This is a genomic window from Noviluteimonas lactosilytica (assembly GCF_020866925.1).
GTDB classification, from domain to species: domain Bacteria; phylum Pseudomonadota; class Gammaproteobacteria; order Xanthomonadales; family Xanthomonadaceae; genus Noviluteimonas; species Noviluteimonas lactosilytica.
Genome location: NZ_JAJGAK010000001.1, coordinates 815054 through 835963 on the forward strand (window position 1 = coordinate 815054; position 20910 = coordinate 835963).

Annotated in this window: 22 protein-coding genes; 10 read left to right on the forward strand and 12 right to left on the reverse strand. The window is 66.8% G+C overall.

All coding sequences use genetic code 11. From position 1 onward, the window contains the following. Positions 1-45: 45 nt before the first annotated feature. Complete coding sequence (locus LK996_RS04015) at positions 46-264, forward strand: RNA-binding S4 domain-containing protein (RefSeq protein ID WP_230525859.1); 219 nt, start codon at positions 46-48, stop codon at positions 262-264. Positions 265-324: 60 nt separating this feature from the next. Here LK996_RS04015 and LK996_RS04020 read toward each other — a convergent pair whose 3' ends face one another. After that, a complete protein-coding gene (locus tag LK996_RS04020) occupies positions 325-1788 on the reverse strand; it encodes a hypothetical protein (RefSeq protein WP_230525860.1) in 1464 nt (487 codons plus the stop codon). A 148-nt stretch (positions 1789-1936) separates the two neighbouring features. Continuing rightward, the gene (locus LK996_RS04025; protein WP_230525861.1) at positions 1937-3157 is read right to left on the reverse strand and encodes a COG3904 family protein; all 1221 of its coding nucleotides are present in this window, start codon (positions 3155-3157) and stop codon (positions 1937-1939) included. Between the two features lie 150 nt (positions 3158-3307). Between LK996_RS04025 and LK996_RS04030 the strand changes: the two genes are divergently transcribed. After that, complete coding sequence (locus LK996_RS04030; RefSeq protein ID WP_230525862.1) at positions 3308-4618, forward strand: aminotransferase class V-fold PLP-dependent enzyme; 1311 nt, start codon at positions 3308-3310, stop codon at positions 4616-4618. 18 nt (positions 4619-4636) lie between these two features. Here the strand turns inward: LK996_RS04030 and LK996_RS04035 are convergent, their stop codons facing one another. After that, complete coding sequence (locus LK996_RS04035; RefSeq protein WP_230525863.1) at positions 4637-5101, reverse strand: hypothetical protein; 465 nt, start codon at positions 5099-5101, stop codon at positions 4637-4639. A gap of 149 nt (positions 5102-5250) precedes the next feature. Further along, positions 5251-5451: a hypothetical protein gene (locus LK996_RS04040; protein ID WP_230525864.1), complete on the reverse strand. Its 201-nt coding sequence runs from the start codon at positions 5449-5451 to the stop codon at positions 5251-5253. A gap of 220 nt (positions 5452-5671) precedes the next feature. Here LK996_RS04040 and LK996_RS04045 point away from each other — a divergent pair, with 220 nt between their 5' ends. Then, the gene (locus LK996_RS04045) at positions 5672-6211 is read left to right on the forward strand and encodes an EF-hand domain-containing protein (protein WP_230525865.1); all 540 of its coding nucleotides are present in this window, start codon (positions 5672-5674) and stop codon (positions 6209-6211) included. A 7-nt stretch (positions 6212-6218) separates the two neighbouring features. Here the strand turns inward: LK996_RS04045 and LK996_RS04050 are convergent, their stop codons facing one another. After that, positions 6219-7442, reverse strand: a complete 1224-nt coding sequence (locus LK996_RS04050) for an alkaline phosphatase family protein (RefSeq protein ID WP_230525866.1) — start codon at positions 7440-7442, stop codon at positions 6219-6221. Between the two features lie 45 nt (positions 7443-7487). On the opposite strand from LK996_RS04050, the gene LK996_RS04055 reads away from it, so the two are divergent. Together LK996_RS04055 and hutU are read left to right on the forward strand one after the other, a co-directional pair. Then, positions 7488-8033 (forward strand): YybH family protein, encoded by a 546-nt coding sequence (locus LK996_RS04055; protein ID WP_230525867.1) that lies wholly within the window; start codon positions 7488-7490, stop codon positions 8031-8033. A gap of 29 nt (positions 8034-8062) precedes the next feature. Continuing rightward, complete coding sequence (hutU, locus tag LK996_RS04060) at positions 8063-9727, forward strand: urocanate hydratase (RefSeq protein WP_230525868.1); 1665 nt, start codon at positions 8063-8065, stop codon at positions 9725-9727. 255 nt (positions 9728-9982) lie between these two features. Here hutU and LK996_RS04065 read toward each other — a convergent pair whose 3' ends face one another. Continuing rightward, complete coding sequence (locus LK996_RS04065) at positions 9983-10417, reverse strand: type II toxin-antitoxin system PemK/MazF family toxin (RefSeq protein WP_230525869.1); 435 nt, start codon at positions 10415-10417, stop codon at positions 9983-9985. Positions 10418-10508: 91 nt separating this feature from the next. On the opposite strand from LK996_RS04065, the gene LK996_RS04070 reads away from it, so the two are divergent. The 3 genes from LK996_RS04070 (at position 10509) to LK996_RS04080 (ending at position 12724) form a co-directional block, all read left to right on the forward strand. Then, positions 10509-10691: a hypothetical protein gene (locus tag LK996_RS04070; protein WP_230525870.1), complete on the forward strand. Its 183-nt coding sequence runs from the start codon at positions 10509-10511 to the stop codon at positions 10689-10691. 57 nt (positions 10692-10748) lie between these two features. Next, positions 10749-11594 carry a DUF4349 domain-containing protein gene (locus LK996_RS04075; RefSeq protein WP_230525871.1) on the forward strand — a complete coding sequence of 282 codons (846 nt, stop codon included), beginning with the start codon at positions 10749-10751 and terminating at the stop codon, positions 11592-11594. A 62-nt stretch (positions 11595-11656) separates the two neighbouring features. Continuing rightward, positions 11657-12724, forward strand: a complete 1068-nt coding sequence (locus LK996_RS04080) for a serine hydrolase domain-containing protein (protein ID WP_230525872.1) — start codon at positions 11657-11659, stop codon at positions 12722-12724. On the opposite strand, the gene LK996_RS04085 is transcribed toward LK996_RS04080, so the two are convergent. The 3 genes from LK996_RS04085 to LK996_RS04095 are packed head-to-tail and all read right to left on the reverse strand — an operon-like array spanning position 12704 to position 14613. Next, positions 12704-13795, reverse strand: a complete 1092-nt coding sequence (locus LK996_RS04085; RefSeq protein WP_230525873.1) for a sterol desaturase family protein — start codon at positions 13793-13795, stop codon at positions 12704-12706. The two genes, LK996_RS04080 and LK996_RS04085, sit on opposite strands and share 21 nt — an antisense overlap. Before the next feature lie 54 nt (positions 13796-13849). Next, positions 13850-14311, reverse strand: coding sequence for an addiction module antidote protein (locus LK996_RS04090; protein ID WP_230525874.1), 462 nt, complete (start codon positions 14309-14311; stop codon positions 13850-13852). Next, the gene (locus LK996_RS04095; RefSeq protein WP_230525875.1) at positions 14308-14613 is read right to left on the reverse strand and encodes a type II toxin-antitoxin system RelE/ParE family toxin; all 306 of its coding nucleotides are present in this window, start codon (positions 14611-14613) and stop codon (positions 14308-14310) included. The genes LK996_RS04090 and LK996_RS04095 overlap by 4 nt, the downstream gene beginning before the upstream one ends. 166 nt (positions 14614-14779) lie before the next feature. On the opposite strand from LK996_RS04095, the gene LK996_RS04100 reads away from it, so the two are divergent. After that, positions 14780-15235 carry an OsmC family protein gene (locus LK996_RS04100; protein ID WP_230525876.1) on the forward strand — a complete coding sequence of 152 codons (456 nt, stop codon included), beginning with the start codon at positions 14780-14782 and terminating at the stop codon, positions 15233-15235. A gap of 3 nt (positions 15236-15238) precedes the next feature. Here LK996_RS04100 and LK996_RS04105 read toward each other — a convergent pair whose 3' ends face one another. The 3 genes from LK996_RS04105 to LK996_RS04115 all read right to left on the reverse strand — a co-directional run bounded on the left by LK996_RS04105 (position 15239) and on the right by LK996_RS04115 (position 19608). Further along, positions 15239-16705 (reverse strand): amidohydrolase family protein, encoded by a 1467-nt coding sequence (locus LK996_RS04105; protein WP_230525877.1) that lies wholly within the window; start codon positions 16703-16705, stop codon positions 15239-15241. Between the two features lie 351 nt (positions 16706-17056). After that, complete coding sequence (locus LK996_RS04110) at positions 17057-18268, reverse strand: App1 family protein phosphatidate phosphatase (protein ID WP_230525878.1); 1212 nt, start codon at positions 18266-18268, stop codon at positions 17057-17059. Next, a complete protein-coding gene (locus tag LK996_RS04115; protein ID WP_230525879.1) occupies positions 18265-19608 on the reverse strand; it encodes a formimidoylglutamate deiminase in 1344 nt (447 codons plus the stop codon). The genes LK996_RS04110 and LK996_RS04115 overlap by 4 nt, the downstream gene beginning before the upstream one ends. A 43-nt stretch (positions 19609-19651) precedes the next feature. Between LK996_RS04115 and hutI the strand changes: the two genes are divergently transcribed. After that, entirely contained in the window at positions 19652-20893 is a 1242-nt protein-coding gene (hutI, locus tag LK996_RS04120; protein WP_230525880.1) for an imidazolonepropionase, read from the forward strand. Positions 20894-20910: the final 17 nt, after the last annotated feature.

The following is a 20910-nucleotide window of genomic DNA, read 5'->3' on the forward strand; positions in this document are numbered from 1 at the left end:
GCGCCCTTGGCCGTGACGCCGCCCGCTCTTTCGCAAGGACCCCCGATGCAACGCCTCGAATTCGCCCTCGACGGACACGATCACGTCGAACTCCACCAACTGCTGAAGCTCGTCGGCCTGGTCGACAGCGGCGGCGCAGGCAAGCACTTGGTGGCCAGCGGCGCCGTCTACGTCGATGGCGCCGCGGAATTGCGCAAGACCTGCAAGATTCGCGCGGGCCAGCGCGTCACCGTCGAGGCCCTGACAATCGACGTCGTTGCTTGATGGTGTCGGGGGTCAGATCACTATTTCATCGAAATAGTGCTCTGACCCCTGTTTTTGCCCTTACTGAATCAGGATTGCCCGAACGAAGGCTTCCTTCGACACCCGATAGTCCGCATGTCCGCCCGGCATGCGCGCGCGCACGTGCGCTTCGTTGCCGTTGACCGACATCAGCATCGCGGTGCGCGGTTCGTTGTGCATCGTGAACACCTGCAGCATGCGGCCCTGCACGTGCGCCAGGTCGCCCCAGGCCAGGCGTGCGCCCGGCGCGATCGTCGGCGCGGCCTGCGGCAGCGACGAGGCGTACTTCGGCGCGTCGGTCTTCGGCGTCTGCACGCCGCCCTGCACCGTCGAGACGACCACGTCCGGCGGAGGCTCGGTCACGCTGCCCACCGCGGGCGCGGCGCCGCCGTTCTCCTTGGTCATCGCGGCGAACGTTGCGCCACCGGCGGCGTCGAGCGGACGTGGCGTGGTGCCGCGCCATTGCACGGCGACCTTGCCGCTGCCGCGTTCGATCGTGCCCTGCATGCGCAGCATCGCGCTGCCGTTGGCGTGCGCCTGCGCGCGTTCGCTGCTGTGGATCGGCGTCGCGTAGGTGCCGCCGAACGCGATCTGCCCGCCCTTGTGCGCGAAATCGGTATAGGCCGCGACGGTCTGCGGATCGGCGACGAGTCCGCGCGTTTCGAGCTGGCGCTGCACCGAGACGAGATGGCGGCCGATGAACGTCCCTTCGTCGATGCCGTCCTGCTTGGCGCAGTACTTGTTGCGCGCGACGACGAAGCCCTGGTCGGCCACGTCCCAGTGTTCGCTGACCGTCGCGGTCGGCGTGTCGACCAGGCGCAGCAGGCTCGTCGGTTCGGCGAGCGTTTCCTCGCGGTCGAACTGCACCCGCGACACGCCCGGCGTATTGAGCACCGCGCGCAGGCTCACGCGACTGTCCTTCTCGCGCCATTCGTAGTCGAGCGTGGTGCGGCCCGCGCCGAGGCCCATCTCGATCAGTTCGTCGCGCACGAAGTACGCGTGTTTCGCGCACCCTTCCGCTTCGAACGGCGAGGCGCTCAGCGCACCGATCGCACCGAGCTTGCCCATCGTGGGCTCGACGCCCGCACGCGTGTCGAAGCCTTCGAACGACATGTGCAGCGCATCGACCTCGGCCTTCTTGAGCGAGCTGTCGGCGAGGTTGCGCAGGTAGAAGCCCCACCCGCCGGGCACGCGCACGACCAGGCGGTCGAACTTCAGCGTGTTGGCGCCGAGATCGTTGTCGGTCGCGGCGGCGTCGGATGCCGGCGCCACGACTGGATTGGAGAGGTAGAGCGAGACGTCGCTCGCGACCGCGTCGCCGTTCCAGTCGAAGAACACGCGACCCACGTCGGTGTCGCCGTTGTCGAACGCGACATTGAGGCTGCGCGCGACCAGCGCCTTCGCCTGCTGATGCGCCATGTAACCCACGCCACCCAGGCCAGCCACGACGGCCAGCACTACCCAGCGCATGCGGCCACCGCCGGCGCGCATCGACGACTTGCCCATCGAAATCCCCTAAGCCCGTTCTCCCCCGAACGGGGACACACGCTATCACGTTGCGTGAAATGCGAAGCGGGTCGCAACGCTCGCTTTCCCTCGACCTCACTCGCCCGATGCCACCGTCCGTCGGGCACGAACGGTCATTGCGCCCCGGTCATTGCCGTTCCGCGGCGTCCTCGCGCGCGGGTTCCTTCCGCGCAGTGTTCGCGTCGTCGAGGACGATGGTGTCCTTGCGCGGCTTGTCCGCCCTGGTCGCAGCCGGCTTCGCGGCAGGCAGCGCCACCTCGCCCTGCTTCGCCTGCTGCGCTGCTTCGACGCGTTCGACCGGCTTGGCGTCGAGCGCCGCCAGCGGGCTGTCGGCCGCGCACTTCTCGTCGGGGAAGCCGTACTGCGGACGCAATGCGAGTCCGCAGGCGTTGATCGCGTCGACGTTGCCTTCCACCGACGAACACTGGTGTTCGAACGCGCGGTAGAACGCATCCTCGCGCCGCACGAAGTCCAGTCCGCAGCGACGCACCAAGCGGATGCGGTCGAGGTCTTCCTGCGCGGCGTTGCGTCCGGTGAGGCCGTACTCGACGAGCTCGTCGTTCGTGAGCAGGCGCAGGCTGCGGTTGGGCACGGTCATCATGAAATCGGCGACCGCCACGCCCGCGCCGTTGCGCTCGAGGTACGCCTTCATCGAATCGTGCACTTCGTGCAGTTCGGCGCTGAGCTCGGCGCGCGAGGTCGCCTTCGACTGGATGCGGATGATGCGGTGGATGCCGACGGGCCCGGAGATCAGGCGGTCGTCGCCGCCGGCGAGCAGCAGCACGCATGCGCTGTGGCACACCGCGCCTTCGCGCACCCAGATCGTCCAGCGCGACTCGGCCATGATGTCGCCGGCGCGGATCGCGTCCTCGACCTGGCCGCCGCTCGAATCGATGTCGAGGATGCGCTGCTTGATGCCCATGCGCTGCGCCATGTTGCCGACGCGTTCGACCAGCATGGTGAAGTCGCCGGCGACGCGGCCGCGATAACGCAGGCGCACCACGCCCGAGTCCTTGCACGGCAGCATCGCGTCGAGCACGGAGAAGAAGCCGAGGTCGGTGAACGTGGCGCCGTCGCCGGTGCCCACGTAATCGGGGGTGCAACTGATCGAAGCGGTGCCCGACTCAAGCGTCGCATCCGGCCATTCGGTGGTGCGCGCGATATCCGCCTTCCGCTTCTTCGGCGCAGGCGCGTCGACCGACACCGCGCCGAAGTCGGCGCTGTTGTCGGCGCTGCCGCTGGTCTGCGGCGCAGGCGTCTTCGGCGGAGGGGGCGCATCCGCGGCGCAGGCCGCCAGCAGGCTGGCGACGAGGACCGCGAACGTCGCACGCAGCAAGGGCAGTCGCATGGGGCGCAATCGTCGGGGGAACAGTTGCGGGCCAGTGTAGGCGCTGGCGGCCGTGAAGGACGGAATCCCCCGTGAACCATCGGGCATTCCTGTCCGTTCCCGCACGATGCACGCGTTGATCCGGAGGTTCACGCCACCCGGAGCGAATTCATGGACATCAATCGCCGTCGCTTGCTCATCGCTCCGGTCGCGCTGGGCGGCGCCGTCGCCGCTGGTGGCCTGCTCGGCGCGCTGGCCGCGGAAACCCGGCCGTTGCCCGACCTGTCGACGTGGGAGGCGATCCGCGCGCAGTTCGAACTCGACCCGGGCCTCGCGCACTTCGCGAGCTTCTTCATCGCGAGTCATCCGGCGCCCGTGCGCGACGCGATCGAAACCTGGCGGCGCGCGATGGACCACAACCCCTTCCACGTCATCGAGCACGGCATGTTCGAGGGCGACGATGCCAACGTGCCGCTGAAGGTGCAGACGGCGATCGGGCAATACGTCGGCGGCCGCGCGGAAGACATCGCGCTCATCCGTTCGACGACCGAAGGCCTGTCGCTGGTCTACCACGGCCTGCCGCTGAAGGCGGGCGACGAAATCCTGCTCACCACGCACGACCACTATTCGCACCACGAATCCGCGCGCCTGTCCGCCGAACGCAGCGGCGCAGGCGTACGTCGCGTGAAGTTGTACGACGATGCATCGACCGCGAGCGTCGACAGCCTCGTGTCGAACTGGCTCGCCGGCATCGGCCCGAAGACGCGCGTGGCCGGCATCACCTGGGTGCATTCGAGCACCGGCATACGCTTGCCCGTGCGCGAGATGGCGCGCGCATTGAAGGCGAAGCACCCCGACGTGCTCATCGTGCTGGACGGCGTGCACGGCATCGGCGCGGTCGACGAAACCATCGCGACGACCGGCATCGACTATCTTGCCGCCGGCACGCACAAGTGGATGTTCGCGCCGCGCGGCACCGGCGTCGTGTGGTCGAGCGGCGACGGCTGGGCGCGCCTGCGACCGCTGGTGCCGAACTTCACCGAGTGGGAGTCGTACAACGCGTGGGCCGAAGAACGCCCGATCAACGGGCCGACGACCGCCTCGCGCATGGCGCCCGGCGGCTTCCACGCGTTCGAGCATCAGTGGGCGATGGGCGCGGCGTTCGAGATGCACCAGGCGATGGGCCGTGCGCGCGTCGCGGGCCGCATCCGCGAGTTGAACGACCGCATCAAGCAACAATTGAGCGGGAACCCGAAGATCAAGGTGCATACGCCGCGCTCGGGTGATCTCTCGGCGGGCATCGTCGCGTTCGAGATCGACGGCATGAAGCCGGAAGACGTGGTCAAGCGGCTGGGCGAACAGAAGATCGTCGCGAGCACGAGCCCGTACGCCGTGTCCTACGCGCGCCTGGCCGGCAGCCTGGTCAACACGCCCGAGGAAGTGGACCGCGCGACGCGCGCGGTGCTGCAGCTCGCCGGTTGAGCGCCGGGCAATCGCGCGTCAGGCCACCCAGCGGCCGCTGCGCAGGCCCGCGAGCAGCGTGATCGCATCGGGCTCGTCCTGCTGCTGGAGCGCAGGCACGGGCTTGATGCGGGTGGGCGGCGACAACAACCAATCGAGCGCGTCGGTGGTCGTCGCGAAACGGCGGAACTTGAATTCGCGCGCTTCCGCGAGCTTCTCCACCGCGACATTGATGCGCGCGCCTTCGGGATAGAGATACGCGACGCGGCAGCCCCGCAACTTGCGTTCGCTCGCCAGGCGGCGCGCGTACTCGGCGCTCGTCTCGAGCGATTCGTTCGGACAACTCGCGCCGATCATGTCGACGAGGATGCGATACGGACGACCGTCTTCCATCTGTGCGATCGTTTCATCGAGCGCGGCGTTGCGCTCCTCGACCCACACCAAGCCCCACAGTGTGCAGACGATCAGGCCCAGATACTGGTTGACTTCGACTTCGTACGCCATGGCGTGGCCCTCGCTACGCGCCCGACGCCCCCTGCATTGGATGCGCGCGCCGGCATAGTGTCCGCTCGCGGGCGATCGAAAATGCGCCGCCTGTCATGTTGTCCTGCGCTTGTGTGGATTGACGCACAGTTTCCGCTGAACGCCCTGAATCAGTGATGCGCCGCATCGCCCTCTTCGTTCTCGACGACTTGCTGCATCAGCGACATCCCCGCGGCGGTCAGGCTGATGCCCTGCTCGCTCACGTCGACCAGGCCGGATTCCTTCAGCGCCGTCACGATGAACGGGAAGATCGGTTCCTTCCGCTCGAGGGCGTCAAGGATGAACAGGTATTCGTAGTCGGTCGGGGACATTGTTCCGTCGATCCAGCCATTGCTGGGGTCGCATCCTAGGGTGCGAATGGTGAGAGGGAAGTGAGAGAAAACCGCGCTAAACCCCTGAAATTCAGCCTGAACACGCACATTGCGAAGCGCGACCGAAGCTGAACGATCGCGATGGTGCGTCAACTCGCGCGAAGCGGGCGCGTTTGCACCGACACGCGCGGCGCCCTGCCGCGCCCCATGGAGCCCCCCGATGAAGCAGTCCCCGATGAAGTATCGCGTCCTCGCCGCCGCGTTGCTGGTGCTCGTGCCCGCGGCTTCCACCCTCGCCGCGGAGCCCGCGGAAGGCGCCCGTTCGCACCGAGGCATGCACGGCGGCCTCGAGCGTTTCGACACCGACGGCGACGGCCGCATCAGCCGCGCCGAATTCGACAAGGCGAGCGCCGAACGCGAAGCGCGCATGGCGCAGCACCCGGAGCGTGCGGAACGCGCCGGCAAGAAGCAGCACGCGCCGCTCGACTTCAACGCGCTCGACGCCAACCGCGACGGTTACGTCGTGCGTTCGGAAGTGACCGCGTACCACGAGCGCATGCGCCCGCAGCGCGAGGCCGAACGCCAGGCGCGTTTCGACGAGCGCTTCAAGACCGCCGACCTCAACAAGGACGGCAAGCTGAGCCGTGTCGAGGTCGACGAGCACATGGGCCGCCTGGCCGATCGCTTCGCCTGGATCGACGAGAACCGCGACGGGTTCCTGACGCGCGCGGAACTCGCGGCCGGTCGCGACCGCCGCTAGTTGCCGGTCAACGCAGCGCGGGCACGAACGTGTCCGCGCTGCCGTCGTGCGGTTGCGGCGCAACGCCGAGCAACCGCGCGAGCAACGGATACACATCGACGTTGTCGATCACCGGCAACGTCGCCCCCGCTTTGAACGCCGGTCCGTTCGCCACGAACACCGCGCGCATCGACGGCAACGCCGGATCGAAGCCGTGCGAACCGCGTGCGTGCTCGGGGCGCTTGCCGATCTCCTTGCGCTCGATCGCATCCCAGCCTTCGTCCATCTGGCAGACGATCGGCGCCACGCGCGGATGCGTGCCGTAGTGCCATTGCGGCGGCATCGCGTCTTTCTTCCAGCAGGCGTAATGATCGTGGCGAGCGAGCAGCGTCGCTTCCGCTTCGCGCTCGCGACCCGCGACCGGCGCGAACGTCACGACCTGTCCGTTCGCGATGCGCGTGGCGTCGCGCGCATCGACCATGTCCTCCACCGCGATCGCATGCCCCGGCGCCACTTCGGCCATGCCGTGGTCGGAGACGATCACGAGGTTGACGCGCTCGCGCAGGCCTCGTACCTGCAACTCGTCGACGAGACGGCCGATCGTTGCGTCGATCTTCGCGATGTCGCGCGCGACTTCCGGCGAATCCGGGCCGAAGCCATGGCCCGAATCGTCGAGCAACTCGAAGTACATCGTCGCCAGTCGCACATCGTCTTTCGAAGCGAGCCACTGCACGACCTGGTCGACGCGCGCATCGTCCGGCACGCGCTCGTCGTACGCACGCCAATGCGTCGGCCGCACGCCGCGCACCGGCGCCTGCGACCCCGGCCAGAACATCGTCGCCGTGCGCAGGCCCGCGCGCTCGGCAGTGACCCAGATCGGCTCCGCGCCGTTCCACCAGCGCGCATCGCCCGCGTTGGTTTCGTTGCCCGCCTTGAACGCACCGATCGCCGGATCGCGCATCACGTTGTGCACGATGCCGTTGCGATCCGGACGCAAGCCGGTGACGAGCGCCCAGTGGTTCGGGAAGGTCAGCGCGGGATACGACGGGCGCATGCCTTCGGCGCGCACGCCTTCCGCCGCGAGCTTCGACAGGTTCGGCGTGAGTCCTCGGTCGAGGTAATCGCTGCGGAAGCCATCGATCGATACGAGCACGACCGCGGGCGCGGACGCGGGGACAGGCGTGGTCGTCGCGCAGGCGGCGAGCGTCGTGCAGACCAGCAGGGCCAGCACGGCCCGGATCGAGTGCGTCATGCGTTCATGATAGAGGCCACCCGGCGACAACTTCGAGGAACCCCGATGACACATGCGTCCGCTCTTCCCTTCGCGTTGCTGCTCGCTGCCGCGGCGCCCGCCTTCGCGCAGACACCCGAAGCAACGCCGCCGGCCCCGACCTTCAGCGCCGAGGAATGCAAGGTGTGGGATCGCGAGCTCGCGTTCGCCGACTCGGTGACGAAGCACGATGCGAAGGGCTTCAACGACTTCCTCCACGAAGGCGCCGTGTTCAACGCCACCAGCCCGCGACCGACGCGCGGCCGGGAAGCGATAGCGAAGGAGTGGGCGGGAATCATCGACGGCTCCGCGGTGGTGCTCACGTGGTATCCGACGATCGTCGTCATCGGCGGAGAAGACGACATTGCGTTCTCCAGCGGGCCCGCGCTGCTCGAATCGCCGAAGCCGAAGCCCGGGGAGCGCCCCGGCCTGGTCCACTTCACTTCCACCTGGCATCGCGGCGACGACGGCACGTGGCGCCTGTTGTTCGACGCCGGCAGCCGGCCCCACCCGGCGAGCGACGAGGAAGTGGCCGCTTTCCGCGCGGGCCGCAAGGCGTGCCCGGTGCGATAATCGCGGCTTTCCGCAGTCCGGAGCCGACGATGTCCACCCGCAAGGATCCCAGCCGCACCATCCGCGCCCCGCGCGGCAGCCAGCTCAACTGCAAGTCGTGGCTGACCGAGGCGCCGTTCCGGATGCTGCAGAACAACCTCGATCCCGAGGTCGCTGAAAATCCGGCGGAACTCGTCGTGTACGGCGGCATCGGCCGCGCGGCGCGCGATTGGGAGTGCTACGACGCGATCATCGAGTCGCTCAAGCAATTGGGCGACGACGAAACCTTGCTCGTGCAGTCGGGCAAGCCGGTCGGCATCTTCCCGACGCACGCCGATGCGCCGCGCGTGCTGCTCGCCAACTCCAACCTCGTGCCGCACTGGGCGACGTGGGAACACTTCAACGAACTCGACCGCAAGGGCCTGATGATGTACGGCCAGATGACGGCCGGTTCATGGATCTACATCGGTTCGCAGGGCATCGTGCAGGGCACGTACGAGACGTTCGTCGAAATGGGTCGCCAGCACTACAACGGCGACCTCACCGGCAAGTGGATCCTCACCGCGGGGCTGGGCGGCATGGGCGGCGCGCAGCCGCTCGCCGCGTCGCTCGCCGGCGCGTGCTCGCTCAACATCGAATGCCAGCAGTCGCGCATCGACATGCGCCTGCGCACGCGCTACGTCGACGAACAGGCGACGGATCTCGACGACGCCCTCGCGCGCATCGAGAAGTACACCGCCGCCGGCGAAGCGAAGTCGATCGCGCTGCTCGGCAATGCCGCGGAAATCCTGCCCGAACTCGTGCGCCGCGGCGTGCGCCCGGATGCGGTGACCGACCAGACCTCGGCGCACGATCCGGTGCACGGCTACCTGCCGATCGGTTGGAGCGTCGACCAGTGGCTGCGCATGCAGACCGAAGATCCGGGCCGCGTGCGCGATGCCGCGAAGAAGTCGATGCGCGTACACGTCGAAGCGATGCTCGCGTTCGAGGACATGGGCATCCCCGTGTTCGACTACGGCAACAACATCCGCCAGATGGCGAAGGACGAAGGTTGCGCGAACGCGTTCGACTTCCCGGGCTTCGTGCCGGCGTACGTGCGTCCGCTGTTCTGCCGCGGCGTGGGTCCGTTCCGCTGGGTCGCGCTGAGCGGCGATCCCGAGGACATCTACAAGACCGACGCGAAGGTGAAGGAACTCATCGCCGACGATGCGCACCTGCATCGCTGGCTCGACATGGCGCGCGAGCGCATCAGTTTCCAGGGCCTGCCCGCGCGCATTTGCTGGGTCGGCCTGGGCTTGCGCCACAAGCTCGGCCTCGCGTTCAACGAGATGGTGCGCAACGGCGAACTGAAGGCGCCGATCGTCATCGGCCGCGACCACCTCGACAGCGGCAGCGTCGCCTCGCCGAACCGCGAAACCGAAGCGATGAAGGACGGCAGCGACGCCGTCAGCGACTGGCCGCTGCTCAACGCGATGCTCAACGTCGCCGGCGGCGCGACCTGGGTGTCGCTGCACCACGGCGGCGGCGTCGGCATGGGTTACTCGCAGCACTCGGGCGTCGTGATCGTGTGCGACGGCTCGGAGGAAGCCGACAAGCGCATCGCGCGCGTGTTGTGGAACGACCCGGGTACCGGCGTCATGCGACACGCGGATGCGGGGTATGACATCGCGAAGCAGTGTGCGAAGGAGCAAGGGTTGAAGTTGCCGATGGTTTGAGGGTGATTTTTCTCGGGTTGAAGAATTCGGCTGACGTCACCTTGCGTGCCCCGGTCGACATCTGGAGAATCGCCAAGGTCTGGTCGGCTCGTCCGACATCTGAAGACCTCCGCTAGGCCGCAAGGTAGTAACGGAGGCAGGACCAGCGAGGCGATGACAAGTCTGCTCGGCCCTTAAAATTGGGCCCCGCTTCGGCGGGGCCATTGTCTTTCTGGCCTCCAATTCCCTCGTCATTGCTCGCATCAGCGTTGACGCTCAATCGGACCAAAGCGACGCGTCGATCCCAACGCCGGCGGCGATGGCGAGTGGCACTGCGCGAAGCGTGGCAAGGTCCAATCTCGGGTATTCGTAGAGTCGCTGACCTGGATTATCTCGGAGGCCACGCTCGACTGGGCGCAATCGATGAGTGGAAAGTGTGTAGACCATGTCGCACTTGGCCCAACGACCTTTACCGGTCGCTTGCATGAACTTCGGCAGCAACCGAACCGGGATAGGACCGTGGTGGTCGCAGTGGACATGCGGCTCGGCGCCTGAGATCGGAACGACGGTCGCGAGCGAGAACATCCGGCCGGAAAGGCGCGGACTCACGACGATCACTGGACGCGTCTTCGTCATCTCCGGCGCATCGAAGCACGCCGGAAACTCGCACATCAGGATGTCACCGGCACGCGGCTGATATGGCAGTCCCATGTGAGGGACGATGTCCTCCCGGGCATGCCTGGGCTATCGGGAAATCCCGCACGCAGCCTGATTTGCCGACGGCGTCCCGACGCAGTTGCACGTGTACGCCGTTCCGGGTTTGTTCGACTACGGCTACATCGGTGAGTACTTTGCGCTCGGGTGGCGTGGCGGCGGGGAACTGCCAACGTTCATTCAGTTCGCGGCGATCGGCCTCACGGCCATCGTGGCGGTGGCCGTCTTCGCCGTTCGCGGACTGAAGCGACGCAAGTCGCGCCCCGCCTAACCCCATTCGACGCCCTCGCACGTCGTGGCTGGTACACCACCACGCAAGGAACGTCGCATGCGCACCAAACACCGCTCTGGATGGCTGTTGCTTGCGTGCCTGTCGGTCGCCGCGTGCGACCGGGCGCCGTCCCTGGAGATGTCGAAGCCTGCCGCGGCGCCACCAAGGCCGATGCAGGTCGCATTACCGCAGGCCAATCTGCTCGAGTACGCCCCCGCTCGCAGGCGCGCCGACAGCCAACTCGCCTACGAACACAACGTCGTCGTCGAACTCTCCGAGCAAGCCATCCCCGCGCGCATCGACGCCCTGCACCAGGCGTGCCTCGCGCAGCCCGATGCCGGATGCGAGCTCCTCAACGTCACGCAATCCGGTGGCGACCATCCGAGCGGCACGGTGACCATGCGCGTGGTGCCGAAGGGCGTCGATGCGCTCGTGCGGCAGGCTGCGGCCGACGGCGAGATCGCCGAACGCAGCCTGGATGCCGAGGACCTGGCCGAGTTTGTCGCCGACAACACGCTGCGGCGCACGCGCCTGGAGCGCGAACACGCGCGCCTGCTCGAGTTCCAGGACAGGCCGAACGTGAAGCTCGGCGACATGCTCAGGCTCTCGGACCGCCTCGCCGATGTCGAAGCGCAGTTGAACCTCGCGAACGAGCAGTCCGCGCAACTGCAACGGCGCATCCACAAGGATCTGCTGACGGTGCGCTTCCAGCCGCAGGGCGTGGAGGTCGGTGGGTCGGCGATCGGCGATGCGTTCCGCGACTCGCTCGAGATCGCCGGACGATCGACGGCGTGGCTGGTGCGTGCCGCGGCGGCTTCGATTCCGATCGGCGTCGTGGTGGCGATGGGCGCGTGGGGCTTGTGGAGGCTCTTGCGGCGTCGGCGTGTGCGGGCCACCGCGTGACCGCTGCGACGCTAACGCCCCGGCGGGCATCCCTTGGGTGACACCACACTCGGGAGAACTGCATGCCGTTGCGCCGTCTCTTGCTTCTGCTCCTCCTGGTCGTCGGCTCTGCCGCACACGCGGCGCCCGACGATCGCGCGCTTGCCAGGACGCTCGACCAACGCATCGACGTTGCGCAGGCCGCCGGCTTCAGCGGTAGCGTCCTGGTCGCCGATGGCGAGGACATCGTCTATGCGCGCAACGTCGGCAAGGACGTCGACGACCGTACGCGCTTCAATCTCGCGTCGACCGGCAAGGTGTTCACGGCCGTCGCGATCCTGCAGCTCGTGCAGCAAGGCAAGCTCGACCTCGACGCGCCGATCGGGCGTTACCTGCCGAAGTGGCCGGTCGCCAGCGTGCGCGAGCAGGTCACCGCGCGGCAACTGTTGATGCATACCTCGGGACTCGGCAGCTATTGGGGTGAGGCGTTCGACAAGCGTCGCGCGCAACTGCACACGCTCGCCGACTACGAACCGTTGCTGGCGACCGAACCGAAGTTCACGCCCGGCACGCAGTGGAGCTACAGCAACACCGGCTTCATGCTGCTGGGCCTGCTGGTCGAAGCCCTCTCCGGCGAGGACTATTACGCGTACGTGCAGCGTCACGTGTTTGCACCGGCCGGCATGCAGGACACCGGTTACTACGCGGTCGATGGTGTCGCCGACCGTGCTGCGACGCCGCGTCGTGCAGGCGTTGCGCTGCCGATGCCGGAACCACGCGGCGGCGGCGCAGGCGGTGGCTATTCGACGACGCGCGACATGTTGCGCTTCCACCGCGCGCTCACCGGCGGCAAGTTGCTGGATGCGAAGACGGCCGCGTTGTTGTTGGCGCCGGTGACGATGCCGGAAGGCACACGTGCACCGCCGCATGGATTGGGGATGCTGCGCTTCGCGACCGGCGACGACATCGCGTACGGCCATCCCGGCGGCGCGCCCGGCGTGGGGTCCGATTTCCGCGCGACACGCAAATCCGGATGGGCGCTGATCATTTTGTCGAACAGCGATGAACCGCGGACGATGCCGTTGGCGAATGCATTGGCGGAGCTGGTGGCCGAGGGCGGCGGACCGGATCTACGAATCGCGATGCCGTGACAACGGCATCCACGCCTGTCGCCAGAACCCTTCCGGCACCGTCTCCAGCTTCATGACGCCGTATTCCTCCGGCCACGTCCCGCGCGATGGCCGGCGGAACGTGCCCATCAACATGTCGACCAGCGGCAGGTGGATCGCGTAGTTCACGTCGACGTAGTCGGCGCGGCGCGCGTGGTGCCAGTGGTGGTAACGCGGCGTCACCAGCACATACTCGAGCCAGCCGAAGTCGATGCGCAGGTTCGCGTGCGCCAGCACCGCCTGCACGCCGACGAGGATGACGTAGGCGTTGATCGCGTCGGCCGAAAACCCGAGCACCACCAGCGGCAGCAACACGGTCGAACGCGTCAGCACGATTTCCACCAGGTGCATGCGCGATCCGGCGAGCCAGTCCATCTTCCTGCTCGAGTGATGCACCGAGTGGAAGCGCCACAGGAACGGCACGCGGTGGTACGCGCGATGCAACAGCGCCTGCGTCATGTCGGCGACGAACACCGCGAGCAGGAACTGCACCCACGCCGGCCACGACTGGATCGCCGCCTTCAATGCGGGGAACGCCGCGAACGCGGCCACCGTGCTCGTCGACGCCGTCACCGCGATCAACACGAACTGCACCAGCACGTGGCCCATGAAGAAGTACGCGAGGTCCGTGCGCCAGCCTTCGCGCAGCGGCGACATCGGGCGCACGGCGAGCATGCGTTCGATCGGGATGAAGACCAGGGCCGAGAAGAACAGCGACAGCACGAACCAGTCGAGGCCCAGCGAGAACGCGGTCGACTCGATCGGATCGAAATGCACCGTCGCGCCGCCCAGCATCACCGCGAGCGCCGCCGAACCCACGCCAATGAGCGCGACAGGCGAGTCGCGGCCGCGCAGGATCGACACCGTGCCGAGCACGAACGCCGCGACGAGCCCGAACAGCAACAGCGAGCGAGCGAAGCCTTCCGTGTAGACCTCGCGGAATTCGCGGCTGGTGAGCAGTTCGGGGAAGTGGAAGCACAGGACGCCGAGCAACGCCGACAAGCCGAGGCCAGCGGAGATGTGGGCCAGCCAGGAGGGTGCGGGGCGCGTCATGCGCGCACGATAGCCAATCTGCACGATGGTTGCCGAATGCGGTGATTTTCTGCGTCAGCGTTTTCGCTTCGAAGCGGCGCCCTGGCCTTGCGCTTTCTTGGCGGGTGCCTTGCGCGCCGCATAGGGCACGCGATCCTGGGCCAGTCGCGTGCGAGCTACAGGCGCCTCGGTTCTCATGACTCGTGCGTCAGCGCGACGGCGCTGCCCCGTCACCGCACGTTCTTCCTTTCGACTCGCGGACCTGATCACCATCTTGAATCCAAGACTGTCGAGTACCCGCGACACGGTCGCCATGCTTGGATTTCCATCTCCGCCGAGCGCCTTGTAGAGGCTCGCCCGGGTCAGGCCAGCGTCCGCGGCGACTTCGGTCATGCCGCGCGCACGCGCAACGTCGCCGCAGGCCTTCAGGAAAAGCGGGACGCCGCCCTCCTCGAGGGCGTCCGTGAGGTAATGGGCCATCGTTTTCGAGTCGACGAGATAGTCGACCACATCGAAGTCAGAGAGCTTGATCGTCACGACGCTCCTCCTTTCTTTATCTTCTTTGCCATTGCCTGTGCCTTCCGAATGTCCGCTGTCTGGGTTGCCTTGCTTCCGCCGATCAGCAACGCATGGATCGCCTCTCCGGACCGCAGGAAGTACAGCCGATAACCGGGGCCGTAGTGGATCCTAGACTCCGATACGCCGTTTCCTACCGGGCGGCAGTCGCCCACGTTGCCGCATTCCATGTGGCGCATTCGATTCAACACTTTCGAGCGAGCCCGATGGGTCAGCGACCTGAGCCACGCTTCGAACTCGGATGTTGTCTTGATCGTCGCCATGCAGGTGAATGTATCCCGCAGGATACAGCCCACCAATCAGACGGGACCACGTCGATGCGGTGTTTCGTTCGTAAACGTGCATTCGATGTTTCCCGTCCCGTGAATGTCGTCGCGGCCTCTCATGCGCCATAGTTGGCACCTGCGCAGCACGCAAGGATGAGTTCGAATGGCCGATTCCTCCCCCACCCACCTCGTCGAAGGCGAAGCCGTCGCCCACTCCGACAACACGTCGTTCGTCACCAAGCTCGATATCGCCGGACACACGATGGTCGCGGACGAACCCGTCGATGTCGGCGGCACCGACACAGGGCCGTCGCCTTACGGTCTGCTTTCCGGCGCGCTCGCCGCTTGCACCGCGATGACCTTGCACGCTTACGCGAAGATGAAGTCGCTCCCCGTCACCGACATTCGCGTGAAGGTGAAGCACGAGAAGATCCACGAAGTCGACTGCGAAAACTGCGAGCAAGACGACAAGGCGAAGATCGATCGCCTGGAACGCACGATCTGGATCGAAGGCGACGTCGACGACAAGGCGCGCGAGCGCATGATGCAGATCGCCGATCGATGCCCGGTGCATCGCACGCTGACGAGCCAGATCCGGATCGTCACCCGCGCGGGGTGACGATCAAGCGCTGCCCCACCGTTTCAGGTTGAGGAACTCGCGCCGCGTCTTCGGCCCATACGTCACGAACTTCGGATCCGGCGCATTGCGGTAGTTCTCGCGCTCGCGCGCCACCGCATCCTTCGCCAGGTGCTTCGACAGCACGTCCTCCGGCACGGGATAGATCTTCAGCGCGTTGCGCCCGAACACTTTCGCGCGGATGTCCGGCGTGATTTCCGGATAGCCGAAGCGTTCGCGAAACTCCGGCGAGATCTGGAACGCGCGGAACGCGAGGATCTGGTCCTGCGGGCTGCCGTACCAGATCGAATCGGTGCCCCACAGCACGTTGTCTTCGCCGACATGCGCGAGCAGCTTGCCGATGCCGTGCGCGGCCATGTCGGGGTCGCGCATCAGGTAACGCCACGTCGAGCCGAGTTCGGCGTACACGTTGCCGTTCTTGCCGATGCCGTTGTCGCGCAGCGAGGTGATCAGCGCATCGATGCCGTCGGTGCGCTTCGGATCGTACGCACCTTCGCCTTCGCCGGTCACGAAGCCCGAGTGGTAGATGAGGAAGTTGACGTCGGGGAAGCGCTTCGCGACGCGCCCGATGTCGACGCACGTGCTGTGCTCGTAACTGCGCGGCCCGAACGGCAGGCCCTTGTGGATCGCGATGTTCCTGACGCCGAGGCGCCGCGCTTCTTCGATCATGCGCAGGCCGGGCTCGTCGTCCATGAAGAAGCCTTTGCCGTCGGGGCCCCACTGCGTGTACGTCTTCCACGCGGCGATGTTGAAATTCTTTGCGAGGCGTTCCATGTCCTCGACGTCGCCGGGTTGATTCGGATTGACGCGGCCGTGCAGATACAAGCGATGTGTGCCGTCCATCTTCTCGACGAGCGCCGACGTCGCGGTCGCTTCCTCGATCGTCAGCGGCTCGCCGTCGCGCGTGGAAGGCACGAAGCTGAGCACGGTGAGGTCGGTGTCGGAGTCGAGGAAGATGTCCTTGATGAACTCGTCGCGGCCGACGCAACGCAGGTACGCGAGGCCAGGTTCGTCAGCGGCCGCGCAGCCTTCCGTGCTGACGAACGACAACGGACGCGCGCCGTCGGGCAAGTCCTTCGTCCACGCGCCGGTCGGATTCACGAAGTGACCCTGCACGTCGAAGATGAACTCGTTGCCCGCGAGCGCCGCTTCCGCCGCGGCCGGTTCGGTTGCCGCTTCCGCCGGCATCGCGTACGACGCGCCACGTTTGCAGCCGGCGAGGAACGCGGCATTCATCGCCAGCAACGTCGACGCGGTACCGCACAGCGAGACGAGGAAATCGCGTCGTGCGATGCCGAGCCGACGCGCATGCAGTGTCGCGTTGGCGAGCGCGAGATTGCGCGCGTGATGGTGGATGGGCTCGAGCGGCACCGGCTCGAACTCGCCGTTGCTCGTACTGTCGAGCTTGATCGGGAGGCGGAGGCCTTCGGGGTCGTTGCGATAGCGGGGCATGGCGGCTCCAGCTCGCGGGACGTCAGCAGACGCTATGCCTCGCGAGCTGTGATGCCATGTGCCGGAAGCAACTAGTGCATCCCCGATTTTGGCGGAAACAGCACTCGTCGGTTTGCCCACAACAGGAATGGCTGGACCACGCCAAACGTTGCAAGGAATACGTAGAGTGCTGTTTCCCAGTCGTATCGAACTGCTGCTATCAAAACCACAACGATGGAAATGGCAAACAGGAACGCCTCTGTTCGCCAGAAAGCTTGCAACAGGATGGCGCGGCCTTCTCGGCTCATTCGTGTCTGGTGATGGCGATGGGAATTGAAGTTTAGCCGCTACTTATTGTCCATACCCCGCAGGTCACCCACCATCGCTTTTGCTGGCATCGGGCTTGACCTGCTCGACCGCTTCCTCGATCGCCGCTTCCCCGAGCGTAGGCCGCTGCGCATCCTTGTGCACCTCCGCCACGATCGCCGGAATCGCCGCCGCATCGATCAAGCCAATGCTCGCCGCGTGTTCCGCGATCGCCACGCTGTCCTTCGCGCGCAGCATCGGCACCTTCGCGCCCGCGACTTTCTCGATGTACCCATCGACGCCGACATCGAGCGGACTGTCGACATCCGGGTCCACGTCGCGGATGTAGATCGCGGCGATGCGGTCGCCGAATTCCTGCGCCGCCGCCGCATACAACTCCGCATCGGCCTGGCCGCTGTCGCCGAGCAACACCCATCGCATGTGCGGATTGCGCTGGATCAACATGCGCGCGCGATCGAGCTTGTGCCCGTGCCCTTGCGTCTTGATGAACTTTCCGGTGTCGGTGCCGAGGTCGCGCAGGAAGATCGGGCCGGCAGGGATCTGGTTGAGTTCGAGGAAGTCGTCGAGCAGGTCGTACAGGTTCCAGGGCGAGCTCGATACGTAGAACAGCGGGTTGCGATCGGCTTGCAACGCCGCGTACAACTTCGCGACGCCGAGCAGCGGCTTGCGCGTGCGCGCGTTGCCGAGGAAGACCAGCTGCGCGGCGACCTTCCAGTCGGTGATGCTGCTTTGCAGGATCGTGTCGTCGATGTCGGAGATGATCCCGAACTTCGCCGTCGGCAACACCTGCAGCACGGGCTGCGGCGTGTCGAGCGCGCCGTCCTGCAAGGTCACGCGCGCTTCGGCCCATAACGCATCGGTTGCGGCCTCGGTCGGCGCGAACGTCGCGGAGTAATAGCCTTCGTGATCCGTCGTCGTATCGAACCGCATGCCGCGGAAACTCGTCAGCAACGGCACGCGCGGCACTTCATCCGTGTCGAAGCGTCGATACGTGTTGAGCAGGTTCTCCCACCAGCCGTCCTTCTCGCCCGGGCCACCGAGCGGCTTTTGCGCGAGAACGCGCCCCAGCAACTCGACGCCCTGTGCATCGGCGAAGCCGCGATACGCGGCAATGTGTTGCGGGCGATGGCGACCGAAGCGCGTGTTGAGCCGATCGAATGCCGCATCCACCCAGTCGTCGCTGCGGATGATCGAGCGCTCGATCATGCCCCGCGTGCGCGGGCGCCAGCCTTGCCCGGGTTTCTGTTCGTCGCTCACGCCAGCAGTGTATGCATCGCCTGCTTGAACCGCGCGAAGATCGCTTCACGCTCGCGATGCCTGCCTTCGTGCACGAGCTTGTTGCCGGCGACGTGCACTTCGCGGATCGCGCGGCGGTTGCCCGCGAAGATCAAGCGGTCGATGGCGTCCTCCGTGGTGGCACCGATGAACTGCGGAGCGTCGCGATCTAGCATCAGCCAGTCCGCGGCGGCGCCGTTGTAGAAGCAGCCGACGGCATGGCCGGTCGAGGCTTCCGCACTCGCGAGCGCGTCGTGCAGCAGCGATTCGCCGGCGCTGGTCGTCGCGGTGCCGACGCTGACGTTGCGGTGGTGCGTGACCAGCCGCTGGCCGTATTCGAGCCAGCGCAACTCTTCGATCGGCGACACCGAGATGTGCGAATCCGAACCGATGCCCCACGAGCCGCCCGCTTCCAGGAACGCGCGCAACGGGAACAGGCCGTCGCCGAGGTTCGCTTCGGTCGTCGTGCAGATCGCGACCGTCGCGCCGCTGCGCGCGATGCCTTCCACTTCCGCCTGGTCGAGGTGCGTCGCATGCACGAGCGTCCAGTTGCGGTCGACGTTCGCGTTCGCGAGCAACCATTCGACCGGGCGCGCACCGCGCAGCGCGACGCAGTCGACCACTTCGGGCAACTGTTCGGCGATGTGGGTGTGCACGGGCGTGTCGGGCGGGAGTTCGGCGAGCACCGTCTTCATCGCATCGGGCGGCACGGCGCGCAGGCTATGGAGCGCGATGCCGACGCGCAGGGTGTCGTCCTCTTCGCCACGCAACATGTCGAACAGGTTGAGGAACTGATCGACGTCGTGGCCGAAGCGCTGCTGGCGCTCCGTCAGCGCGCGCCCGTCGAAACCGCCGCGCATGTACAGCACGGGCAGCAACGTCATGCGGATGCCCGTGTCCCGCGCGGCGGCGATCAGCGCCTGCGACATCGCGGCGCGATCGGCATACGGGCGGCCATCGGGCGAGTGATGCAGGTAGTGGAACTCGCAGACCGTCGTGTAGCCGGCTTCGAGCATCTCGACGTAGAGCTGCGAGGCCACCGCATGCAGCGTGTCGGGATCGAAGCGCGCGGCGAAGCGGTACATCGTCTCGCGCCAGGTCCAGAACGAATCCTGCGGATGGGTCTGGCGCTCGGCCAGGCCCGCCATCGCGCGCTGGAATGCGTGCGAGTGCAGGTTCGCGATGCCGGGCAGCACCCAGGCCGCGCCTTCGCTGGGCTGCGCGCCTTCGCATTCGACGATGCGCCCTGCGTCGTGGGTGAAGCCGGCGTCGATGCGCCAGCCGCCGGGGGTCCAGAGGCGTTCCGCGTGCAGGGTCTCCATGCCGGCATTCTCGCCCCGGGCGCGTGACCCTACAATCGACGCGATGCCCACCCACCCCGCCACCCCCTTCGACGGCCAGCCGTTCGATGGCCTGCTCATCGGCGCCTCGCTCGCGACGCTCGACGGCGGCGGCTATGGCGAAGTGCCCGATGGCGCGCTGGCGTGGAAGGACGGCGTGCTCGCTTACGTCGGGCCGCGAGCGGGTTTGCCCGGTGCACCCGACACCCTCGCGCACCAGGTGATCGAGACCAGCGGTTGGGTCACCCCTGCCCTCGTCGATGCGCACACGCACCTGGTGTTCGCCGGCGATCGTGCGCGCGAGTTCGAGATGCGCCTGCAGGGCAAGACGTACGAAGAGATCGCGCGCGCGGGCGGCGGCATCGTGTCGACGGTGCGCGCGGTGCGCGACGCCGACGAAGCCGCGTTGTTCGCGCAGTCGCTGCCGCGTGCGCAGGCGTTGTTGCGCGACGGCGTGACGACGATGGAGATCAAGTCCGGCTACGGGCTCGACTTCGAAAGCGAACGCCGCATGCTGCGCGTCGCGCGCAACATCGGGCAGACCTTGAACGTCACCGTGCGCACGACCTACCTCGCGGCGCACGCGTTGCCGCCCGAGTTCAAGGACAACGCCGACGGTTACATCGACGAAGTCGTCGCGTGGTTGCCGCGGTTGCATGCCGAAGGCCTGGTCGATGCGGTCGACGCCTTCTGCGAAGGCATCGGGTTCTCGCCGGCGCAGACGCGACGCGTGTTCGAAGCAGCGCGCGCACTCGACATCCCGGTGAAGCTGCACGCCGACCAGCTCAGCGATCTCGGCGGCGCGGGCCTGTCGGCGGAGTTCGATGGCCTGTCCGCGGACCATGTCGAACACACGAACGACGCCGGCGTGCGCTCGATGGCCGAACGCGGCACCGTCGCGGTCCTGCTGCCCGGCGCCTTCCACGTATTGCGCGACACCAAGCTGCCGCCGATCGAGGCCTTCCGCGCGCACGGCGTGCCGATGGCGGTCGCGACCGACTGCAATCCCGGCACCTCGCCGTTGTTGTCGCTGCGCCAGGCGATGCAGCTGGCGTGCACGCACTTCCGCCTCACGCCGGAGGAAGCGCTGCGCGGCGCCACGGTGAACGGCGCGCGTGCGCTCGGTCTGCACGATCGCGGCATTTTGCGCGTGGGGATGCGCGCCGACTTCGTCGCATGGCACGTGCGCCATCCGTCCGAGCTGTGCTATTGGCTGGGTGGGGATCTGATCAACACCGTCCACGCGAACGGCCACCGCCTCGCGTGATCTTTCGTTCGCAAGGG